Source organism: Ligilactobacillus salitolerans, from assembly GCF_003864415.1.
In the GTDB taxonomy this organism is placed as follows: Bacteria; Bacillota; Bacilli; order Lactobacillales; family Lactobacillaceae; genus Ligilactobacillus; species Ligilactobacillus salitolerans.
In genome coordinates this window covers 75902-92329 of sequence record NZ_BFFP01000002.1, presented here as the reverse complement: position 1 = coordinate 92329, position 16428 = coordinate 75902, and the positions used below count along the sequence as shown (strand labels likewise).

At 44.4% G+C, this 16428-nt stretch carries 15 protein-coding genes; 14 read left to right on the top strand and 1 reads right to left on the bottom strand.

Features of this window, described 5'->3' with window-relative positions; all coding sequences use genetic code 11:
* Positions 1-19 precede the first annotated feature (19 nt).
* From LFYK43_RS01155 to LFYK43_RS01100, 12 genes are all read left to right on the top strand, one after another.
* Positions 20-640 (top strand): LemA family protein, encoded by a 621-nt coding sequence (locus tag LFYK43_RS01155; protein WP_124974592.1) that lies wholly within the window; start codon positions 20-22, stop codon positions 638-640.
* A 12-nt stretch (positions 641-652) separates the two neighbouring features.
* Positions 653-1492, top strand: a complete 840-nt coding sequence (locus LFYK43_RS12930; protein ID WP_124974590.1) for a TPM domain-containing protein — start codon at positions 653-655, stop codon at positions 1490-1492.
* Positions 1493-1710: 218 nt separating this feature from the next.
* Positions 1711-2439: a demethylmenaquinone methyltransferase gene (locus LFYK43_RS01145; protein ID WP_124974588.1), complete on the top strand. Its 729-nt coding sequence runs from the start codon at positions 1711-1713 to the stop codon at positions 2437-2439.
* Between the two features lie 132 nt (positions 2440-2571).
* Entirely contained in the window at positions 2572-2853 is a 282-nt protein-coding gene (locus LFYK43_RS01140; RefSeq protein ID WP_124974586.1) for a putative quinol monooxygenase, read from the top strand.
* A gap of 234 nt (positions 2854-3087) precedes the next feature.
* Positions 3088-3585 (top strand): hypothetical protein, encoded by a 498-nt coding sequence (locus tag LFYK43_RS01135; protein ID WP_124974584.1) that lies wholly within the window; start codon positions 3088-3090, stop codon positions 3583-3585.
* Positions 3586-3602: 17 nt separating this feature from the next.
* Entirely contained in the window at positions 3603-4355 is a 753-nt protein-coding gene (locus LFYK43_RS01130) for a CPBP family glutamic-type intramembrane protease (RefSeq protein ID WP_124974582.1), read from the top strand.
* A 154-nt stretch (positions 4356-4509) separates the two neighbouring features.
* A complete protein-coding gene (gene spxB / locus LFYK43_RS01125; protein WP_124974580.1) occupies positions 4510-6258 on the top strand; it encodes a pyruvate oxidase in 1749 nt (582 codons plus the stop codon).
* 224 nt (positions 6259-6482) lie between these two features.
* Complete coding sequence (locus tag LFYK43_RS01120; RefSeq protein ID WP_124974578.1) at positions 6483-7949, top strand: MDR family MFS transporter; 1467 nt, start codon at positions 6483-6485, stop codon at positions 7947-7949.
* A gap of 1 nt (position 7950) precedes the next feature.
* On the top strand, positions 7951-8448 hold the full coding sequence (locus tag LFYK43_RS01115; protein ID WP_124974576.1) for a DUF4811 domain-containing protein: 498 nt from the start codon (positions 7951-7953) through the stop codon (positions 8446-8448).
* 143 nt (positions 8449-8591) lie between these two features.
* On the top strand, positions 8592-9563 hold the full coding sequence (locus tag LFYK43_RS01110) for a S66 family peptidase (RefSeq protein ID WP_174713943.1): 972 nt from the start codon (positions 8592-8594) through the stop codon (positions 9561-9563).
* A 189-nt stretch (positions 9564-9752) separates the two neighbouring features.
* Complete coding sequence (locus LFYK43_RS01105) at positions 9753-11390, top strand: peptide ABC transporter substrate-binding protein (protein WP_124974574.1); 1638 nt, start codon at positions 9753-9755, stop codon at positions 11388-11390.
* A 20-nt stretch (positions 11391-11410) separates the two neighbouring features.
* Positions 11411-12502: a DmpA family aminopeptidase gene (locus LFYK43_RS01100; protein WP_124974572.1), complete on the top strand. Its 1092-nt coding sequence runs from the start codon at positions 11411-11413 to the stop codon at positions 12500-12502.
* Positions 12503-12556: 54 nt separating this feature from the next.
* On the opposite strand, the gene LFYK43_RS01095 is transcribed toward LFYK43_RS01100, so the two are convergent.
* Positions 12557-13270, bottom strand: coding sequence for a glycerophosphodiester phosphodiesterase family protein (locus tag LFYK43_RS01095; protein WP_124974570.1), 714 nt, complete (start codon positions 13268-13270; stop codon positions 12557-12559).
* A gap of 210 nt (positions 13271-13480) precedes the next feature.
* On the opposite strand from LFYK43_RS01095, the gene LFYK43_RS01090 reads away from it, so the two are divergent.
* Positions 13481-13996, top strand: a complete 516-nt coding sequence (locus tag LFYK43_RS01090; RefSeq protein WP_124974568.1) for an ECF transporter S component — start codon at positions 13481-13483, stop codon at positions 13994-13996.
* Positions 13997-14080: 84 nt separating this feature from the next.
* Positions 14081-16414, top strand: coding sequence for an ABC transporter ATP-binding protein/permease (locus tag LFYK43_RS01085; protein WP_124974566.1), 2334 nt, complete (start codon positions 14081-14083; stop codon positions 16412-16414).
* Positions 16415-16428 lie beyond the last annotated feature (14 nt).

The following is a 16428-nucleotide window of genomic DNA, read 5'->3' as shown; positions in this document are numbered from 1 at the left end:
AACATGAGGAGGAACAAGAATGAACAACGGACGTAAAACCATTGGAGGGACTAAAAAACTTGGGACCGGCTGGATCGTTACAATTGTGATCGCTGCTTTGGTTCTGGTTTTTGGCGGTTCCTATATTCATTATTCGAATAGTTTAAATAGTGCTAAGCAAGATTATGAACAGCAACAAGGTGACTTGCAGAGTGCCTTGCAACGGCGGGCTGATTTGATCCCTAACTTGGTGAACAGTGTTAAAGGATCGATGAGCCAAGAAAAAAAGGTCTTTAGTCAAATTGCCAAAGCACGTGAAAACTACAGCAGTGCGGCTAAATCTGGTAATACCAAAGAACAGGCGAATGCTAGTCAGCAACTTTCGGGGACCACTTCCAATTTGATCAACGTTATTAATGAACGCTATCCGAAGTTAGCTTCGAATAATAATGTCAGACGATTGATGGACCAGCTGGAAGGTTCTGAAAATCGGATCAACCTTGCACGCAGGAGGTACAACCAGGCGATCAAGACCTATAATAATCGCGTTGTACGTTTCCCATCCTCAGCTGTGGCGAGCATGAAGGGTTTGAAGACTCAGCAATATTTTCAGGCGGATGAGGGAGCGCAAAAAGTTCCTGACGTTGACTTAGGGGAGTAGAGCAGGAAAAGCATGGAAGAAAAGGCAAAAAAGTTTATCTGGTCAGTCGTAACAGCATGTCTTTTTCTATTGACCTTTGGTGTTTCGGCTCAAGCTGAGAATCCGAAAACTTTACGACCTGACGCGAACCACGTGATTTTGACCGACAAAGCACAGATTTTGACTCAAACTACACAGGACTTGGTTTTAAAACAAGAAAAATACTACCAAACGACCAAGCAAAAACCACAGATCGCTCTTGTGACCATTAAATCCAGCCAAGGTGAAGAACTTAATGATTACATTAATGATATGTACCTGACTGATAGGTGGAATATCGGTGATAAAGATCGTGATAATGGTGTTCTGATCTTATTTGCCCAGAACAAAGGCAAGAATAATGTCTTTATTTCTACTGGTGAAGGGGCTGAAACATATCTAACTGATGCCAAGACCTCCGATATACTAAATGACAACAAGTCTTTGCTGAAGAGTTCTGATCCTACAGAGGTCAACCAGGGCTTGCAAAAAACATTCAAAGCCGTTGTTAAGGTAACCAATGCACATTACAAGTTGAAAAATCAGTATGGATCGGATGAATACCAAGAAGATGATGATAACGGTGGAACTATCGGTTATATTGGAACCGGGATCGTGATCTTGATCTTTTTCATCTACTTGATCACTGGTTCCGGCGGCGGTCGTGGCGGTTCTGGCGGCAGCAGACGAGCAAGAAGACGTGGAATGTACATGGGCGGCTTTGGCAACTCTTCTTGGGGCGGCTGGGGCGGTTCCGGCGGCTCCGGTGGTTTTGGCGGCGGAGGCGGAGGCTTCGGCGGCGGCAGCTCCGGCGGCGGTGGTTCCGGGATCTAGGCTCAAAACTACTGCAGTTTCGCAGAGCATGGTAAGAGAAAAAATTAGTGAAGTTTATGAGAAGCAATTGGCTGGTTTTTAAGCCAAAGACCAACCAAAAAATGATTATCTGGGCGCAGTCCTTCAATCATGCAGTGCCCAACAAAGGAAACAACAAAAGTCACTAAAAATTGGTTTAAAAGCCAATGCTTAATTTTATAATACGAGGAGTGTTATCAGTGGTTTTAACCAATCAGACACCGCAAAAGGAAGTTGCAGATTTATTTGATCGGATCTCAGGCAAGTATGACACGATGAACAACGTGATCACCTTAGGGATGCATCAGCGTTGGCGAGAAGAAACGATGGCGATCTTGCGTGTTCAGCCAGGCGACCAAGTTTTGGACCTCTGCTGCGGTACTGGAGACTGGACCATTGAGTTGGCCCAAGCTGTTGGCCCGAGTGGACATGTCTATGGATTAGACTTTAGTCCTGATATGTTAAAGGTCGCCCAGCAAAAAGTACAACAAGCAGGTCTCAGTGAGCGCATCACCTTGTTAGAAGGGGATGCGATGCAGCTGCCTTTTGATGATGAACTCTTTAATTTTGTCACGATCGGTTTTGGTTTGCGCAATGTCCCTGATGCCGGGCGGGTTTTGAGTGAAATGACCCGTGTCTGTCAACCAGGCGGAGCTGTGGCCTGTCTAGAGACATCACAACCGGAAGGGCCGGTCCTGCACAAAATGTGGAGTGCCTACTTTAAGGCAGTTCCGGTACTTGCCAAAGTCTTCGTTGATCACTACCAGGATTATGATTACCTGCAAAAGACCAGTAAAAATTTTTTAACAGCACGACAATTGCTGCACCTGTTCAATGAGGTCGGGTTACAGCCGGCCTCGTACAAAATGTTTTTATTTGGGGCAGCAGCTTTACATTTGGGCTTTAGAAAGCCGACTGTTACCAGATGATGGTTAGGGTTTTTGGTGTAAACGTTCTAATTAATTAGCGGTTCATGTTATAATGAAAGGTAGAAATTGGGTCGGGTGCTTTCTTTTCGAGCTGGCTTGGCTCAACAATATAGAATTCGAGGGGGAATCGTAGTGAAAATTGTAAATGCATCTTTTGTTGTCCGCTCTGGCTGGCAGCCGTACTATGAACAATTTATCTCTGAAATGGTAGCACGTTCGCGTCAAGAAAATGGGAATATTTCTTATGACCATTTTAAAAAGGTCGATGGAGGCAATGAGTATGTGATCATTGAACATTGGGCTGACGATGAGGCATTGCAGGCGCATAAAGACAGTGCTAGTTATAAAGAATTTTGGCGTGGGATCGGGCATTATGTTAAATCCGAGCCGACAGTACTCGTTTTTGAACACTAAAATAATTTGCAGAAGAACGTTTCATTTTGATGGGGCGTTCTTTTGTATTACCATAAAAAGATACTGAATTTTTCCTAAAGTCATTTCAAGCAGAGTAGAGATTGCTTTTTGTGCTAAATTTTTCTAAGATAACTGTGATCAGACTTTGAAGCCCGAAAGAATATTTGTTGGCTGGCATATGCTGGTTACAAGGGCAAAGCCTCCTGCAAATAATTATGAGATGAGATGAAAGCTATGGAACGAATTGATTATTATATCGTTGTTCGTGATAACAAAATAAAACTTTTTTTGCCCGCTACTGTCAAAAACTTTGAACGTGCGCAGCAGTCCGCCCATGACAATGCGGCTCAGTTGCTGCAAGGTACTAACATTTTGACCGAAGATGATTTGGAGCCGGAACCAAACAATGATTACTTTTTGATCCTGGTCAACAATCAGTTAAAAGATAAAGTCATGGATTATGATGAGGCGAAGGAAAATATTCATACTTACAAAATTGCCCTGGGGGCTTTAGATGTTCCTGGGAGTGTTCAGCTGGTGCAAGTCAAAAACAATCCGAAAAAACGGTCACTCCATTTTCCTTTTGAGGGACTGGATGAGTTAACCCTGAAGAAATTTCATGTGGATCGGCATCAACAAGCAAACTGTGAATTCTGTCACCCGAATTATCCAGCCCAGCCTTACCAGAACTTTAAGTTTTGTCCGCATTGTGGGCGTTATCTTCAGCAATAGCATTTAGGAGGAATTTGATGGTTAATTGGAAACGCTGGTACAAAGTGGCGCTGCTGTTTATCCTCTTTCATATTTTATATTTTGGCGGACAGTACTTTGTTTTGCTCCCTGCTAGTCAGAGAAGTGTCTCACTGGGAGACTTAGTTCAAATTGGCGGTGTTTCTGCCATCCTGCTGCTGTTTTTTGGCGGATATGCCTGGCACATTGAGCATCGAGTAAAAATTGCACCGCATTACTCTTTGCCAGTTCATCTGGGGCACCTGGTCTCCTCGGTGACGACCGGGATCTTGCTGATCATGGTTCTTGATGCTGTAGTTGTTGCTTTGCTCCAGCTTTTGCATATTGCCCCAGTTACCTCGCAGAATCAAGCCGGTATTAATGAACTGGTTCAAGTCAGCTCAACAAGCAAGTACGTCACAATTTTTCTAGCGGTGGTGATCGGTCCAGTCTGTGAAGAAACGATTTATCGCTTGCTTTTGATCGGACCAAAGCAAGTCCCTGGCCTGCACCCGGCTCAAAAACATCGCTTGTATTTGGCAATTTTTAGCTGGGCCGCCTTTATTTTTGCACACATGGCTGAACAGATCTGGGCGGTAATTTTAAACCCAACTTGGAATGGGATCACGGCTGCTCTTAGTGCCTCCTTGATTTACGGCTGTTTATCTTTTGTGATCACGCGTGAGTATTATCTGCATGGAAGTTTAGCGCGCTCGATCGCTGTGCATATGAGCTGGAATGCCTTGGCAGCCAGTGCGCTCTTTTTTTCTTAGGATCGCTCAAAAGTTTGCGGATCAGCAAATTTTTAGGGCGATTTTTTGTTCAGCTCTAAATCTAACTGGTTTAACTTGCTTATTATAAGTAAGCGTATTATAGTGGACATGTAAAAGATTCAAGCAGCTAATATAGATGAGAAGGAGTTTTGTCATGAGTGCAAAAATTAATGCAGCAGAAGCAATGTTAAAAGTTTTGGAAGATTGGCATGTTGACCATCTTTTTGGCCTGCCAGGAGGATCATTTGATTCTACGATGAATGCGATCCACAACCGGCAAGATACGATCAAATATATTCAAGTTCGGCAAGAAGAAACTGGAGCAATTGCTGCTTCCGGGGAGGCCAAGTTAACTGGCAAGATCGGGGTGACCTTTGGTTCAGCCGGACCTGGGGCTGTCCATTTGCTGAATGGTCTTTATGATGCTAAGCACGATCATGCACCTGTTTTGGCTTTGGTTGCACAGGTGCCGACCGATACTATGAATACTGATTACTTCCAAGAACTGAATCAAAATCCGATCTTTGAAGATGTTTCCGTTTATAACCGCACGGTCATGACTGCCCAACAATTACCAGCAGTCGTAGATCAGGCGATCCGCCAAGCATACGAGCATTCTGGTGTAGCAGTTGTGACGATTCCCAAGGATTTGGGCTGGGCTGAGATCGACGACACTTTCCAAGCGACTGCTGACAGCTTTGTCTTTACCGACAATTATCCGCTGCCGGATGAAACAGCTGTCCAGAAAGCCGTTGAGATCTTGCGGGATGCTAAACGTCCGTTGATCTACTTTGGCTTGGGTGCCAAAAAAGCAGCGGAAGAATTGAAGGAACTATCAGAAAAACTTCAAATCCCATTGATGTCTTCTGCACTGGCTAAGGGAACGATCGAAGATGCATATCCGGCTTATATGCTTAGTGCTGGGCGTGTTGCAAGCAAAGCAGGGGTTGATGCAATTTCTAATGCCGATGCTGTTTTGTTTATTGGCACGAACATGCCTTTTGTTCAATTCTTCGCTCAACCGGATGCCAAGTTCATCCAGGTTGATGTCAAACCGACCAACATGGGCAAGCGCCATAAAATCGATGTTGGGATCTTGGCTGACGCTAAGACGACTTTGCAGTCAATGATCAAGGCCAGCGAACCAGTTGCCAGCCGGCCTTACTATGATGCATTGGTCGCTGATAAGAAGAACTGGAACGAGTGGTTAAGCAAGTTTGAAAATGAAGATAAGAGTCCCTTAGGGGTTGAACCAGTCTTTGCCCAGATCAATAGGATCGCAGAAGATGACGCAATTTTTGCCGTTGATGTTGGTAATGTGACAATTGACAGCTATCGTCTCTTAAAGATGAAGCCGACACAAAAGATCACTACTTCAGCTTGGTACGCTACGATGGGCTATGGATTGCCGACTGCGATCGGAGCTAAAGAGTCCTACCCGGACCGGCAAGTCTTTTCGATCAGTGGCGATGGCGGCTTTACTATGGTTATGCATGATATTTTGACTCAGGTCAAATATCATGAGTCGATCATTAACGTCGTCTTGACCAATGAATCTCTGGGCTTTATTGAAGGTGAACAAGATGACAGCCGCCAGCCGCACTCAGGTGTAGACCTGATCGATGCTAACTTTGGCGATGCGGCTGAAGCCTTGGGGGCTAAAGGCTATGAAGTTCGCACGTTAGCCGAATTAAAACAAGCCTTTACTGAGGCCAAGGATATTGAAGGCCCAGTTGTAATCGATGTTAAGATCGCCAATGATCGTCCTTTGCCTGTTGAACAGTTGGCGCTTGAACCTAACGAGTACTTCAACCAAGATGCTGTTGACGCCTTTGTTGAAAAATATCGCACTGACGGTTTGAAACCAATGAGCTATTTTCTCAAGGAATTCAATGTTGAATAGGATCGTCTTGAAAATAATTGTTTGATTATCAATAGAGCAGACATTCCGTGGCACTAGTCAGGAATCTCTACCAGCAAATAGTACGAAAGTCTCCGGTGCTTTGGGACTTTCGTACTATTTTTTGATGCTGCACTGATAAGAAAACTTGCATTGTGTGATACAATAAAGTTTGTTGCTTTTTTGAAAACAATAATGAAATTTTATGAAAATATAGGGGTGTTTGAATGAATCAGGCTCAAGGGAAGTCTGAACAAGTCCTTGATCAGAATGGTAAACCGTATAATCGGCTCTTACTTGTTTTAACGATGCTGGTTGGGACTTTCAGTACTTTCATGACTTCAACTATGTTAACCACAGCTTTTCCAACTCTCATGAGTTCTTTTAAGATCTCTGCTAACACTGTTCAGTGGCTGACCACTGGTTTTATGTTAGTTATGGGGATCACCATGCCGATCAGCGGCTTTTTTATTCGGCGTTTTGATTCGAAAAAATTATATTTAAGTGCGGTTGCTATCTTTTTAACTGGTACCATAATTTGTTTTTTTGCCCAAGATTTTGCTGTGATCCTGGCCGGACGGTTAATTCAGGCCGCTGGCGTTGGGATCACTGCTCCCGTCTATCAGACGATCATGGCCTCGATTTATCCGCCTAACAAACGCGGGACGGCCATGGGGACAGCTGGGATAGTTATCGGTTTAGCACCAGCGATCGGACCATCACTTTCCGGTTGGATCTTGATGAACTATTCGTGGCGGATGCTATTTTTGGTGATCATGCCGATCTCTGTGCTCGTTTTAGTGATGGGCTACTTTAATTTGCGCAAGGTTTTGCCGACACGCAAAGCACCGATCGATTGGTCCTCTGTTTTAATGTCAGTCATTGGCTTTGGCAGTATGCTGTTCGGCTTCTCTTCTGTTGGTGATTACAGCTGGGGAGACCCGGTCGTTTACGTGACTTTGATCGTTGGTGTGCTCTTCATTGCTTTTTTTGTCTGGAGATCTCTAAAGATCAAGAATCCTTTGCTGGAATTTAATGTTTTCAAATCTAAGGACTACACGCTGTCAGTGATCTTGGTCGCTGTGTCCTTCATGTCCATGAATGGTTTCACCTTAATTTTACCTTTATACTTGCAAACTGTTCGCGGCGAGTCACCACTGGTTTCTGGCTTGACTTTGCTGCCAGGCGCGATCGTAACCGGACTGATGAATCCAATCACCGGGCGAATCTTTGATATGATCGGTGGAAAAAACATGGCAATTACGGGGATGTTTCTGCTGACGGCCATGACCGCTACTTTCATTCCGGTCACAGACCAGACGCCGATCTCTTATTTAGTTGTTTTCTATATGATCCGGATGTTTGCGATCTCGATGGTCATGATGCCGACGACAACTACGGGGATCAATGCGTTGCCGATCGAATTGATCGGATCTGGGACTGTTGTTAATAACACCATCAGGCAGGTCTTTGCCTCAATGGGGACTGCAATTTTGGTTTCCGTGATGTCTAATGTGACATTGAACCACATGCCAGCCCATGCTATTGCAGGACAGACTCCTTTCTTGTTCAAACATTTGGCGCTTCAGGCAAATATCACCGGCTTTAGGTATGCATTTGTGATCTCGACTTCATTTGCCTTGCTTGGTTTTATCCTAGCATTCTTCTTGAAGTCTAATAAGGAGGCGCTTTAGAATGGGAATCGCACTTCTTTTTGTCAGCGTACTCTTTTTAACTTACTGTATGATCTTTTTGCCTAGCGGTTCAGCTAAGCATTTGTGGGTGGCTGTGGGGATCTTGATCTTCGCCTTGATTGCCGGAAGTTTGATTTTAAATGATGCCAACCACTTTGGGATGAAACAAGTCACTGAAACTTCTCAGCAGACTTTGTATTCAAGCACCCCAGGCGGCAAAAAGGAAATTATCTATCATTCATTAGGGAATGGACAGGAAAAGATCTACTATTATCGAACTAGTCCTAACCAAAAGAAACTGTATCAAACTAACCCAGCAACGACCACAGTGACGGTGAAGAGAAATCACTCCGACCGCCTGACCGTTCAGAAAAAGTTTTGGGTTTATCATAGCGGCTTTGCCAAGTTCTATTTTGCAGGAGGACAGCCTGATCACCAACTGATAAGTCAACGGCTGACCTTCCATTTGCAAAAAGCCTGGCAGGTTGTTGAAAAATAACAAATAATTTTCATCACATAGCAGTGATCTCATGGAAAATGGGTTCGCTGTTTTTTTAATGCTGTTATCAGTTGCAGTTTTGTCAGTGACGACGGAAAATATAAGAAAGCGTTGGCAAATTATCAGAGAAAGATGGTGGCGATATGGATATTATTAAACCGGTCAGATTAAAATGCGGCGACGAAATTAGGATCATTGCGCCCAGCGACTCCTTGGCCAGAGTTGGGGGGATGGAGGCCAACCTCAGCGCTAAACGAAAACTAGAGGATTGGGGCTATCAGGTTAGTTTTGGCGAGAACGTAGAAGAGGTCGATCTGCAAGGCTCGTCGGCTATCACTTCGCGGGTCAGTGATCTGCACCAGGCTTTCGCAGATGACCATGTCAAAGCGATCTTGACTGTGATCGGTGGAACTACTTCCAATGAGCTGCTGCCTTATTTGGACTATGAACTAATTGCTCAACATCCCAAAATTATTTGCGGCTTCTCAGATTTTACCGCTCTGTGTAATGCCATCACGGCGCGGACTGGAATTATCACCTATTATGGACCGGCTTATGCTACGCTCAAAATGCATGGTCAGCAAGGAAGATACCAAGATCAATACTGGCGGCAAGTCTTGGGTCGGAATGGTTCGATCACTTTAAATTCGTCAAAAACTTGGACCAGTGATGCTTGGTATGATGATACGATCACCCATGATTTTCAGCCAAATGAATGGAAAGTGTATAATTCTGGAGAAGTTGAGGGCGTCACCGCTGGCGGAAATCTCAATACGCTATATCTCTTGCAAGGCACCCCTTATCAGCCACAATTGGATGACCGGATCATTTTAGGCGAGTTCGCCGAAGAAGGCGACTGGAGCGAATTTTCGCGGATCTTAGCCTCCTTGCTGCAAGTTGCGCCCCATCCGCGCGCCTTGATCTTAGGACGTTTTCCGCGTGAGTCGCAAATGACTGAAAAACGGCTCTTGTATATCTTAGGCAAGTTTCCAGAGCTAAAGAAGATCCCTGTGATGTATAACGTCAATTTCGGCCATGCTCAACCTATTTTTACTATTCCGATCGGAGCAGAGCTCAAAGTTGACACTAGAAAAAAAGAACTGACAATTCTTTAAGTCAATGACAAAAACTGCTAATTACGCTTGTGGTGAATAATAATACATCAAAGATGAAAAATATTTGCTTATCTGCATAAAAAAAGATAAGGTTAAAATTATCTCATTAGGTTATAATTACTTTATAAGTTTGAATTTAGTCACCTGGGTACCGCGTAATTTGGAGAGTCCCAGAGATCGGGGGTACATATGAAAAGTGTACGAACTAAAAAAGTTGTATTGACCACAGCAGTGTTGAGCTTGGGCATAGTCCTAGCAGCTTGCGGAAGCAATAGTCAGGGGAAAGCGGATAAACAAGTACTTAACTGGAATGAAGAGACCGAATTGCCGACTCTTGACCCGTCGCTTGCGACTGACGGTGTAAGTTTCGACATGCTTAACAACAGTATGGATGGTTTGTATCGTTTGGGCAAAAAATCGCAGATCACGCCGGGACTGGCAAAATCGACGAAGGTTTCAAAGGATGGACTGAAATATACATTCAAATTACGGAAGGACAGTAAGTGGAGCAATGGCGATCCGGTGACAGCGCAAGATTTTGTGTATTCATGGCGGCGGACAGTCGACCCGAAAACTAACTCCAGCTATGCCTACCTCTTCGATGGGATCAAGAATGCGATGGACATCGCGAATAATAAGAAACCTGCTAATACACTGGGAATCAAGGCGCAAGGCAAGTATCAGCTGGTCGTGACCTTAGATAAGCAGCTGCCTTATTTCAAATTATTGATGGGCTTTCCAATTTTCTTCCCGCAAAATGAAAAGGCAGTCAAGCAATATGGTAATAAGTATGGCACGGAGTCGAAGTATATGGTCTATAATGGACCATTTAAAATGGCTGGCTGGACCGGCACGAACTTAACCTGGCATTTGAAGAAAAACCAGGATTACTGGGACAAAAAAGCGGTCAAGTTAGACCAGATCAACTTTAAAGTCAATAAGAGCACAACTACTTCGTATAATTTGTACCAGTCCGGCAAGTTGGATGAGACCGAACTGAGTGCCGAACAGTCAAAAGCTTTGGCTAATAAGAGCGGTTATCAGGTTTTGCCGTCAGCGACGACTTATTATCTGGGCTTCAACAAGGAACGTAAGAACGGGTTAGAAAACGAAAAGATCCGGCAGGCGCTCTCATATGCCATTGATCGTAAACAATTCGTGAATAAGGTTTTAGGCAATACGGGGATGGCTTCCAAGGGGGTCGTTAGCTCCAAGCTGGCCAGTTATCAAGGAAAAGATTTTGCGGATGCAGCCAAGACTAAGGCGGGGATCAGCTATGATCCTGCTAAAGCCCGGAAACTGCTGAAAGAAGGACTGGCTGAGATCGGGCAAACCAAGCTCTCGTATAACCTGTTGACCGATGATACGGATGCTAATAAGAAGAGTGTCGCCTTCTTGCAAAGCCAGATCGAAGAACATTTAGACGGTAAAGTTAAGATCTCAACGACAAGTGTTCCGTTTAAAACTCGTTTGGCACGTTCAACAGCCGGCGACTATGACATCGTCTTGCAATACTGGGGTGCCGATTTCGCCGACCCGATCACTTTCTTGCAGATTTTTTCCGGTGATAATCCCTCTAAAACGGGCGGTTGGAAAGACCAGACTTTTGACGATATGATCACTAAGTCAATGACAACAGATGCCTTGGATAAAGGCAAACGCTGGAATGATATGATCAAAGCTTCTCAGATCTTGAGCCAGCAGCAAGTGATCGCGCCGCTTTATCAAGGTAAGACGCCAGTCATGATCCGTTCGAACGTCAAGGGATTGATCACGAACACTGCGGGTGTTTCGAACAACTGGAAAGAAACATATATTAGTAAGTAACATTAATTGGAGGAATCAAAATGGGGTTGCAGCAACCTTTATTGGATAATATCAGTGAGACTAAAGCAGGAAAGATGAACTTGATCAGCGACGTTTTGGGGATCAAAGTCGGGCACAAGACAATTCAGACTGAACGCCTCAAGACAGGTGTCACGGTCATTGTCCCGCCGGTAGATAATATTTTTGCCCATAAACTGCCGGCGGCTGTCCAGGTGATCAACGGTTTTGGCAAAAGCACTGGGCTAGTGCAAGTGGAAGAATTAGGGACCTTGGAAACACCGATCGTCTTGACTAACACCCTCTCGGTGGGAGTGGGTTATAATTATTTGGTCAAAAAAGCCTTGGTTGAAAATCCAGAGATCGGGCTCAGCACCGGGACAGTCAACCCGTTAGTGATGGAATGTAATGACGGGGCAGTTAATAACATTCGCGATCTAGGTGTCAGCGAGGAAGATATTGCAGCTGCATTCGATAATGCTTCCGCCGAATTTGCTGAGGGGTGTGTCGGTGGTGGAACTGGAATGTGCTGCTATGACCTTAAAGGCGGGATCGGCTCTGCATCACGGCAAATTGAAATTGACGGGCAGACATTTACCCTGGGTGTTTTAGTGATGTCCAACTATGGGTATGTGCAGGACTTAAATATTTATAATCAGCCGGTCGGACAGAAGATCAAGGAGTTAGATGAATACCAACGGCGGGATGAAGACGGCAGTATTATCTCGATCATTGCGACGGACATCCCCTTTAATTCCCGCCAGTTAAAAAGGATCGCGAAACGTTCGAGTGTTGGGATCACGCGGACTGGTTCCTTTATTGGAAATGATTCAGGTGAGATCACCTTAGCTTTTTCAACGGCTAATCAGATCGACCATGAGCCTAAAAAACAGTTGACGACTCAGCTGGCAATCTCAGATGATCAAATGGATCGTTACTTTAGAATGACTGTCGCAACAGAAGAAGAATCAGTTTTGAGTTCTTTGGTCCATGCCCAAACAACTAAGGATCGTAAGGGCGAGTATCGTTTAAGCCTAGCGGATGCATTGAAAAAGGTCCAAGAAAATGGGATAGACCCAGCGATCAGCAAATTACAGGAGCAATTAGGGTTATAAAAAATAAGGTATCTCAAAAGTCAATTTGATCTTTGAGATACCTTTTTTCAGCGCTTAAAAAACGGAGGCGGCTGCTTTTTTGTGGTCAAATTCATTCCGGATCCTAGTGATTTTAACAAAATCATCGGTAATGATCCCAGCGACACCGTGTTTGAGCAAGAGACGGGCTGTGCGCGGATCATTGATGGTCCAGACTCGCTGCAAGAAACCAGCGGATTGATAGTGCTTTAAATGCAGTCCGCTCAAACCTTCTTCTTTAATTTTTTGTTCGGGGTGAAAGATCCGGTGCGAGGAAAGAAAATTATAGTTTTGCTCAGGGTCGATCTGGCGGCAATTGCGTAAAGTCTGCAGGTCAAATGATGAGTAGATCACTGGGTGGACTAAAGTTGTTTGCTTGACTTGGTCAAGAACAATTTTTTCGATGCCTTGATAATGAAACTTATTGGTTTTTAATTCGATATTTAAGGCAACATCTTGTCCAGCCAAGAGAGTCAAGACTTCAGCCAAGGTTGGTACAGGTTCGCCATTGCCTAAATGAAATGAACGCAGCTGATTTAAGGTGAAGTCTTTAATAAAGCCGCTGCCGTCTGTAGTTCGGTCGATCGTTTCGTCATGGATCACGACGGGAATCTGGTCTTTAGTCAGGTGAACATCAAATTCCAAGCCATCGATCTGGTGGGCAACGGCGTAGTGAAAACCAGCTAATGAATTTTCCGGAAATTTGACCGGGTAGCCGCGGTGACCAAAAATCAAGGTATGTTGAGTCATTTGTGTGCTCCTTTTCTAGCCTTTTGAAGTGACTGAGCTCTTTGTCTAATTTTGAATTGATCTTGGAACGGTTCCAAATTCTAACACATCAGCGTTGAAAAACAAACATATTCGTTTGAGGAATTCTGCTTTTAAAGAGAGTTTAATTTTTGTTAGAATAGATAAAGCTGTTTTGATTAAAAATACATAGGTGGATGGGAAGTTTCCAAAATGCTGAAAAATCGCCTCACAATTAAACACATTACCTTGCTTGGTTTGTTGACCGCATTATGTACGGTTGCCAGGATCGCAGTTTTACCCTTGCCAAATGTCCAGCCGGTGACAGATACGCTGATGCTGATCACTTTGTTTTTAGGAGTGGGCGATGGTCTGGTTTTAGGGATCCTCACGATGCTCGTGTCAAATATGTTTTTGGGTTTTGGAATCTGGACTTTACCTCAAATCGCTGCCTATGTAGTTTGCATTTTACTTGTCGGCGGCTTAAGCAAGATCACACCGTTAAAAAAGGTGACTTGGTTACAACTGGCAGTCTGTGTTTTTTTAGGCTTTTTCTATGGCTTTTTGGTCAGTTTAGGGATGGCTGTGATCGGGCAGGCACCCGCATTTTGGGCTTATTTGATCAGTGGACTGCTGTTTGATTGTTATCACGCAATCGGCAATGTAGTTTTTTACCCGTTGCTGGCTTGGCTTTTGCCTAAGTTATTAGCAAGATATTTTAGTGAATAAAAATAACTTGAATAATGGACAAGTACCAAATGTTTCATTATCATAAGAAGTAACGTCAAGAATGGGGCACGAGAGGAGAAATGTATGTTAGATCTCAAGCACGTCAAGAAATATTATACGGTTGGAGAAACTACAACTAAGGCTTTGGACGATGTTTCTGTTTCGTTTCGTAAAAAAGAATTCGTCTCGATCTTAGGTCCGAGTGGTTCAGGAAAAACAACTTTGCTGAACATTATCGGCGGGTTAGACCGCTATGATTCAGGGGACTTGGTGATCAACGGCAAGTCGACTAAAACTTTTCAGGATAAAGACTGGGATGCTTACCGGAATAACTCGATCGGTTTCATCTTCCAGAGCTACAACATCATTACACATTTGAGTATTATCGACAATGTCACGATGGGGATGACTTTAAGCGGCGTCGCCAGTGATGTCAAAGATAAAAAGGCAAAAGACGCCTTGATCCGCGTTGGTTTGGAAAAACATATGAATAAAAAACCGGCACAGCTGTCTGGCGGTCAATTGCAGCGGGTGGCGATCGCGCGTGCTTTGGCCAACGACCCTGACATCTTGTTGGCTGATGAGCCAACGGGTGCTTTAGATACTCAGACTAGCCGCGAGATCATGGATTTGATCAAAGATCTGGCTAAAGACCGGCTGGTGATCATGGTGACCCATAATCCTGAGTTAGCAGAGGAATATTCGGACCGGATCATTAAGTTCCATGACGGCAAGATCATCGATGATTCAGAACCGTACACGAATGAGGGAGACGACAGCGGCTTTGCTTTAAACCGGACTAAAATGAGCTTTTGGACGGCTTTGCGTCTGTCATTTACCAATATCCGGACTAAGAAAGGCCGGACTTTCCTGACGATGTTTGCTTCCAGTATTGGGATCATCGGGATCGGGATCGTGTTAGCTTTGTCCAACGGTTTTCAAAAGCAGATCGACAGTACGCAGTCTGAAACATTGTCCCAATTTCCGGTGACGATCTCTAGGGTCGGGCTGGATTCACAAGCCGCTATTCAGAGTGCGCAAACTGGAAAAAATAATTTTGCCGATGGGTCCAAAGTAACGGCTAAGAAGAGCGCGCAAGAATCAGCGCAGCATGTCAATAAGCTCGACCAGGACTACGTTGATTTTGTGAAAGACATTAAAAAATCAGCCGCCAAAAATATTGCATACACCTACACTACTGGCTTTAATCTGATCCGGCAGGTCAACGGCAAGTATCAGTCCGTGACATTCTCCAATCAGGATCAATCGCAATCGCAAACTGCCAGCATGGATCCAAGTTCGACGATGGGGGTCGGCGGTGCAGTTTACCCCACAGACCGCAATGGCAAGATGTCGTTTTTAAAAGAGAATTATAAGGTACTGGCCGGGGCGTATCCAACTAAGAAGACGGATATTGTTTTGATCGCTGACCAGCATAATAATGTCAACATCAATGCCTTGAAGAATCTTGGCTTTGATGTTAAAAATAACCAGCAGCTCAAGACTTCTAAGTTAGTCGGGACAACCGTTAAGTTGATCTCAAATGATGATTACTACCAGCAGCTGCCGACTGGCAATTTCATTCCGCAACAGGTTTCCGCCAAGATGGCTGATTCGTCAAAGACAAAGACATTAAGGATCACCGGGATCTTACGGACTAAGTCCAAAAACTCCGATGGTCTGCTGTCCAATGGTGTAGCGTATAATGACCGTTTGACTAAAGACGTTGTTGATCAAAATAAAAATTCGGCGATCGCCAAGGCTCAAGCCACCAGCGATAAGAATGTCATTACCGGAGCTGCGATCAAATCTGCCGACCGAGCTAATTTATTAGCCTATATGGGTGCTGCCAGTGTTCCAAGCACGATTCAGATCTATCCAAATAGTTTTAAGCAAAAAGACAAAGTGACAAATTATTTGGATAAGTTTAATAAGGGTAAAAGTTCTGAAGACAAAGTCGTTTATAATGACTTGGCTGGCAATATCAGTTCACTGACGGGTGGCTTGATGGATGCGATCACTTATGTCCTCATTGGATTTGCTGCAATTTCACTGGTCACTTCGATGATCATGATCGCTATCATCACCTATACCTCGGTACTGGAAAGGACCAAAGAAATTGGGGTCCTGAAAGCTTTGGGAGCTCGTAAAAAAGATATTACCCGGGTCTTTGATGCTGAAACGACGATCCTGGGTGTCGGTTCTGGCGTCTTAGGTGTGGTGATCGCTTGGCTGCTGACATTCCCAGCAAATGTGATCCTTGAACGAGTGACTGATCTAAGCAACGTAGCTCAGCTTAATCCGCTGCACGCTATTTTACTCGTGATCATTAGTACAGTACTGACGGTTCTGGGAGGTCATATTCCTGCACGCATCGGTTCGAAGAAAGATGCTGCGATCGCGTTACGTTCAGAATAAGACTGAGGAGCAAC

Coding starts and splice junctions, on each gene's coding strand:
- LFYK43_RS01110 (WP_174713943.1), top strand. CDS start 8,592: ATGGATATTATTAAACCGGTCAGATTAAAATGCGGCGACGAAATTAGG.
- LFYK43_RS01095 (WP_124974570.1), bottom strand. CDS start 13,270: ATGACTCAACATACCTTGATTTTTGGTCACCGCGGCTACCCGGTCAAA.
- LFYK43_RS01115 (WP_124974576.1), top strand. CDS start 7,951: ATGGGAATCGCACTTCTTTTTGTCAGCGTACTCTTTTTAACTTACTGT.
- LFYK43_RS01155 (WP_124974592.1), top strand. CDS start 20: ATGAACAACGGACGTAAAACCATTGGAGGGACTAAAAAACTTGGGACC.
- LFYK43_RS12930 (WP_124974590.1), top strand. CDS start 653: ATGGAAGAAAAGGCAAAAAAGTTTATCTGGTCAGTCGTAACAGCATGT.
- LFYK43_RS01100 (WP_124974572.1), top strand. CDS start 11,411: ATGGGGTTGCAGCAACCTTTATTGGATAATATCAGTGAGACTAAAGCA.
- LFYK43_RS01130 (WP_124974582.1), top strand. CDS start 3,603: ATGGTTAATTGGAAACGCTGGTACAAAGTGGCGCTGCTGTTTATCCTC.
- spxB (WP_124974580.1), top strand. CDS start 4,510: ATGAGTGCAAAAATTAATGCAGCAGAAGCAATGTTAAAAGTTTTGGAA.
- LFYK43_RS01135 (WP_124974584.1), top strand. CDS start 3,088: ATGGAACGAATTGATTATTATATCGTTGTTCGTGATAACAAAATAAAA.
- LFYK43_RS01090 (WP_124974568.1), top strand. CDS start 13,481: ATGCTGAAAAATCGCCTCACAATTAAACACATTACCTTGCTTGGTTTG.
- LFYK43_RS01120 (WP_124974578.1), top strand. CDS start 6,483: ATGAATCAGGCTCAAGGGAAGTCTGAACAAGTCCTTGATCAGAATGGT.
- LFYK43_RS01105 (WP_124974574.1), top strand. CDS start 9,753: ATGAAAAGTGTACGAACTAAAAAAGTTGTATTGACCACAGCAGTGTTG.
- LFYK43_RS01085 (WP_124974566.1), top strand. CDS start 14,081: ATGTTAGATCTCAAGCACGTCAAGAAATATTATACGGTTGGAGAAACT.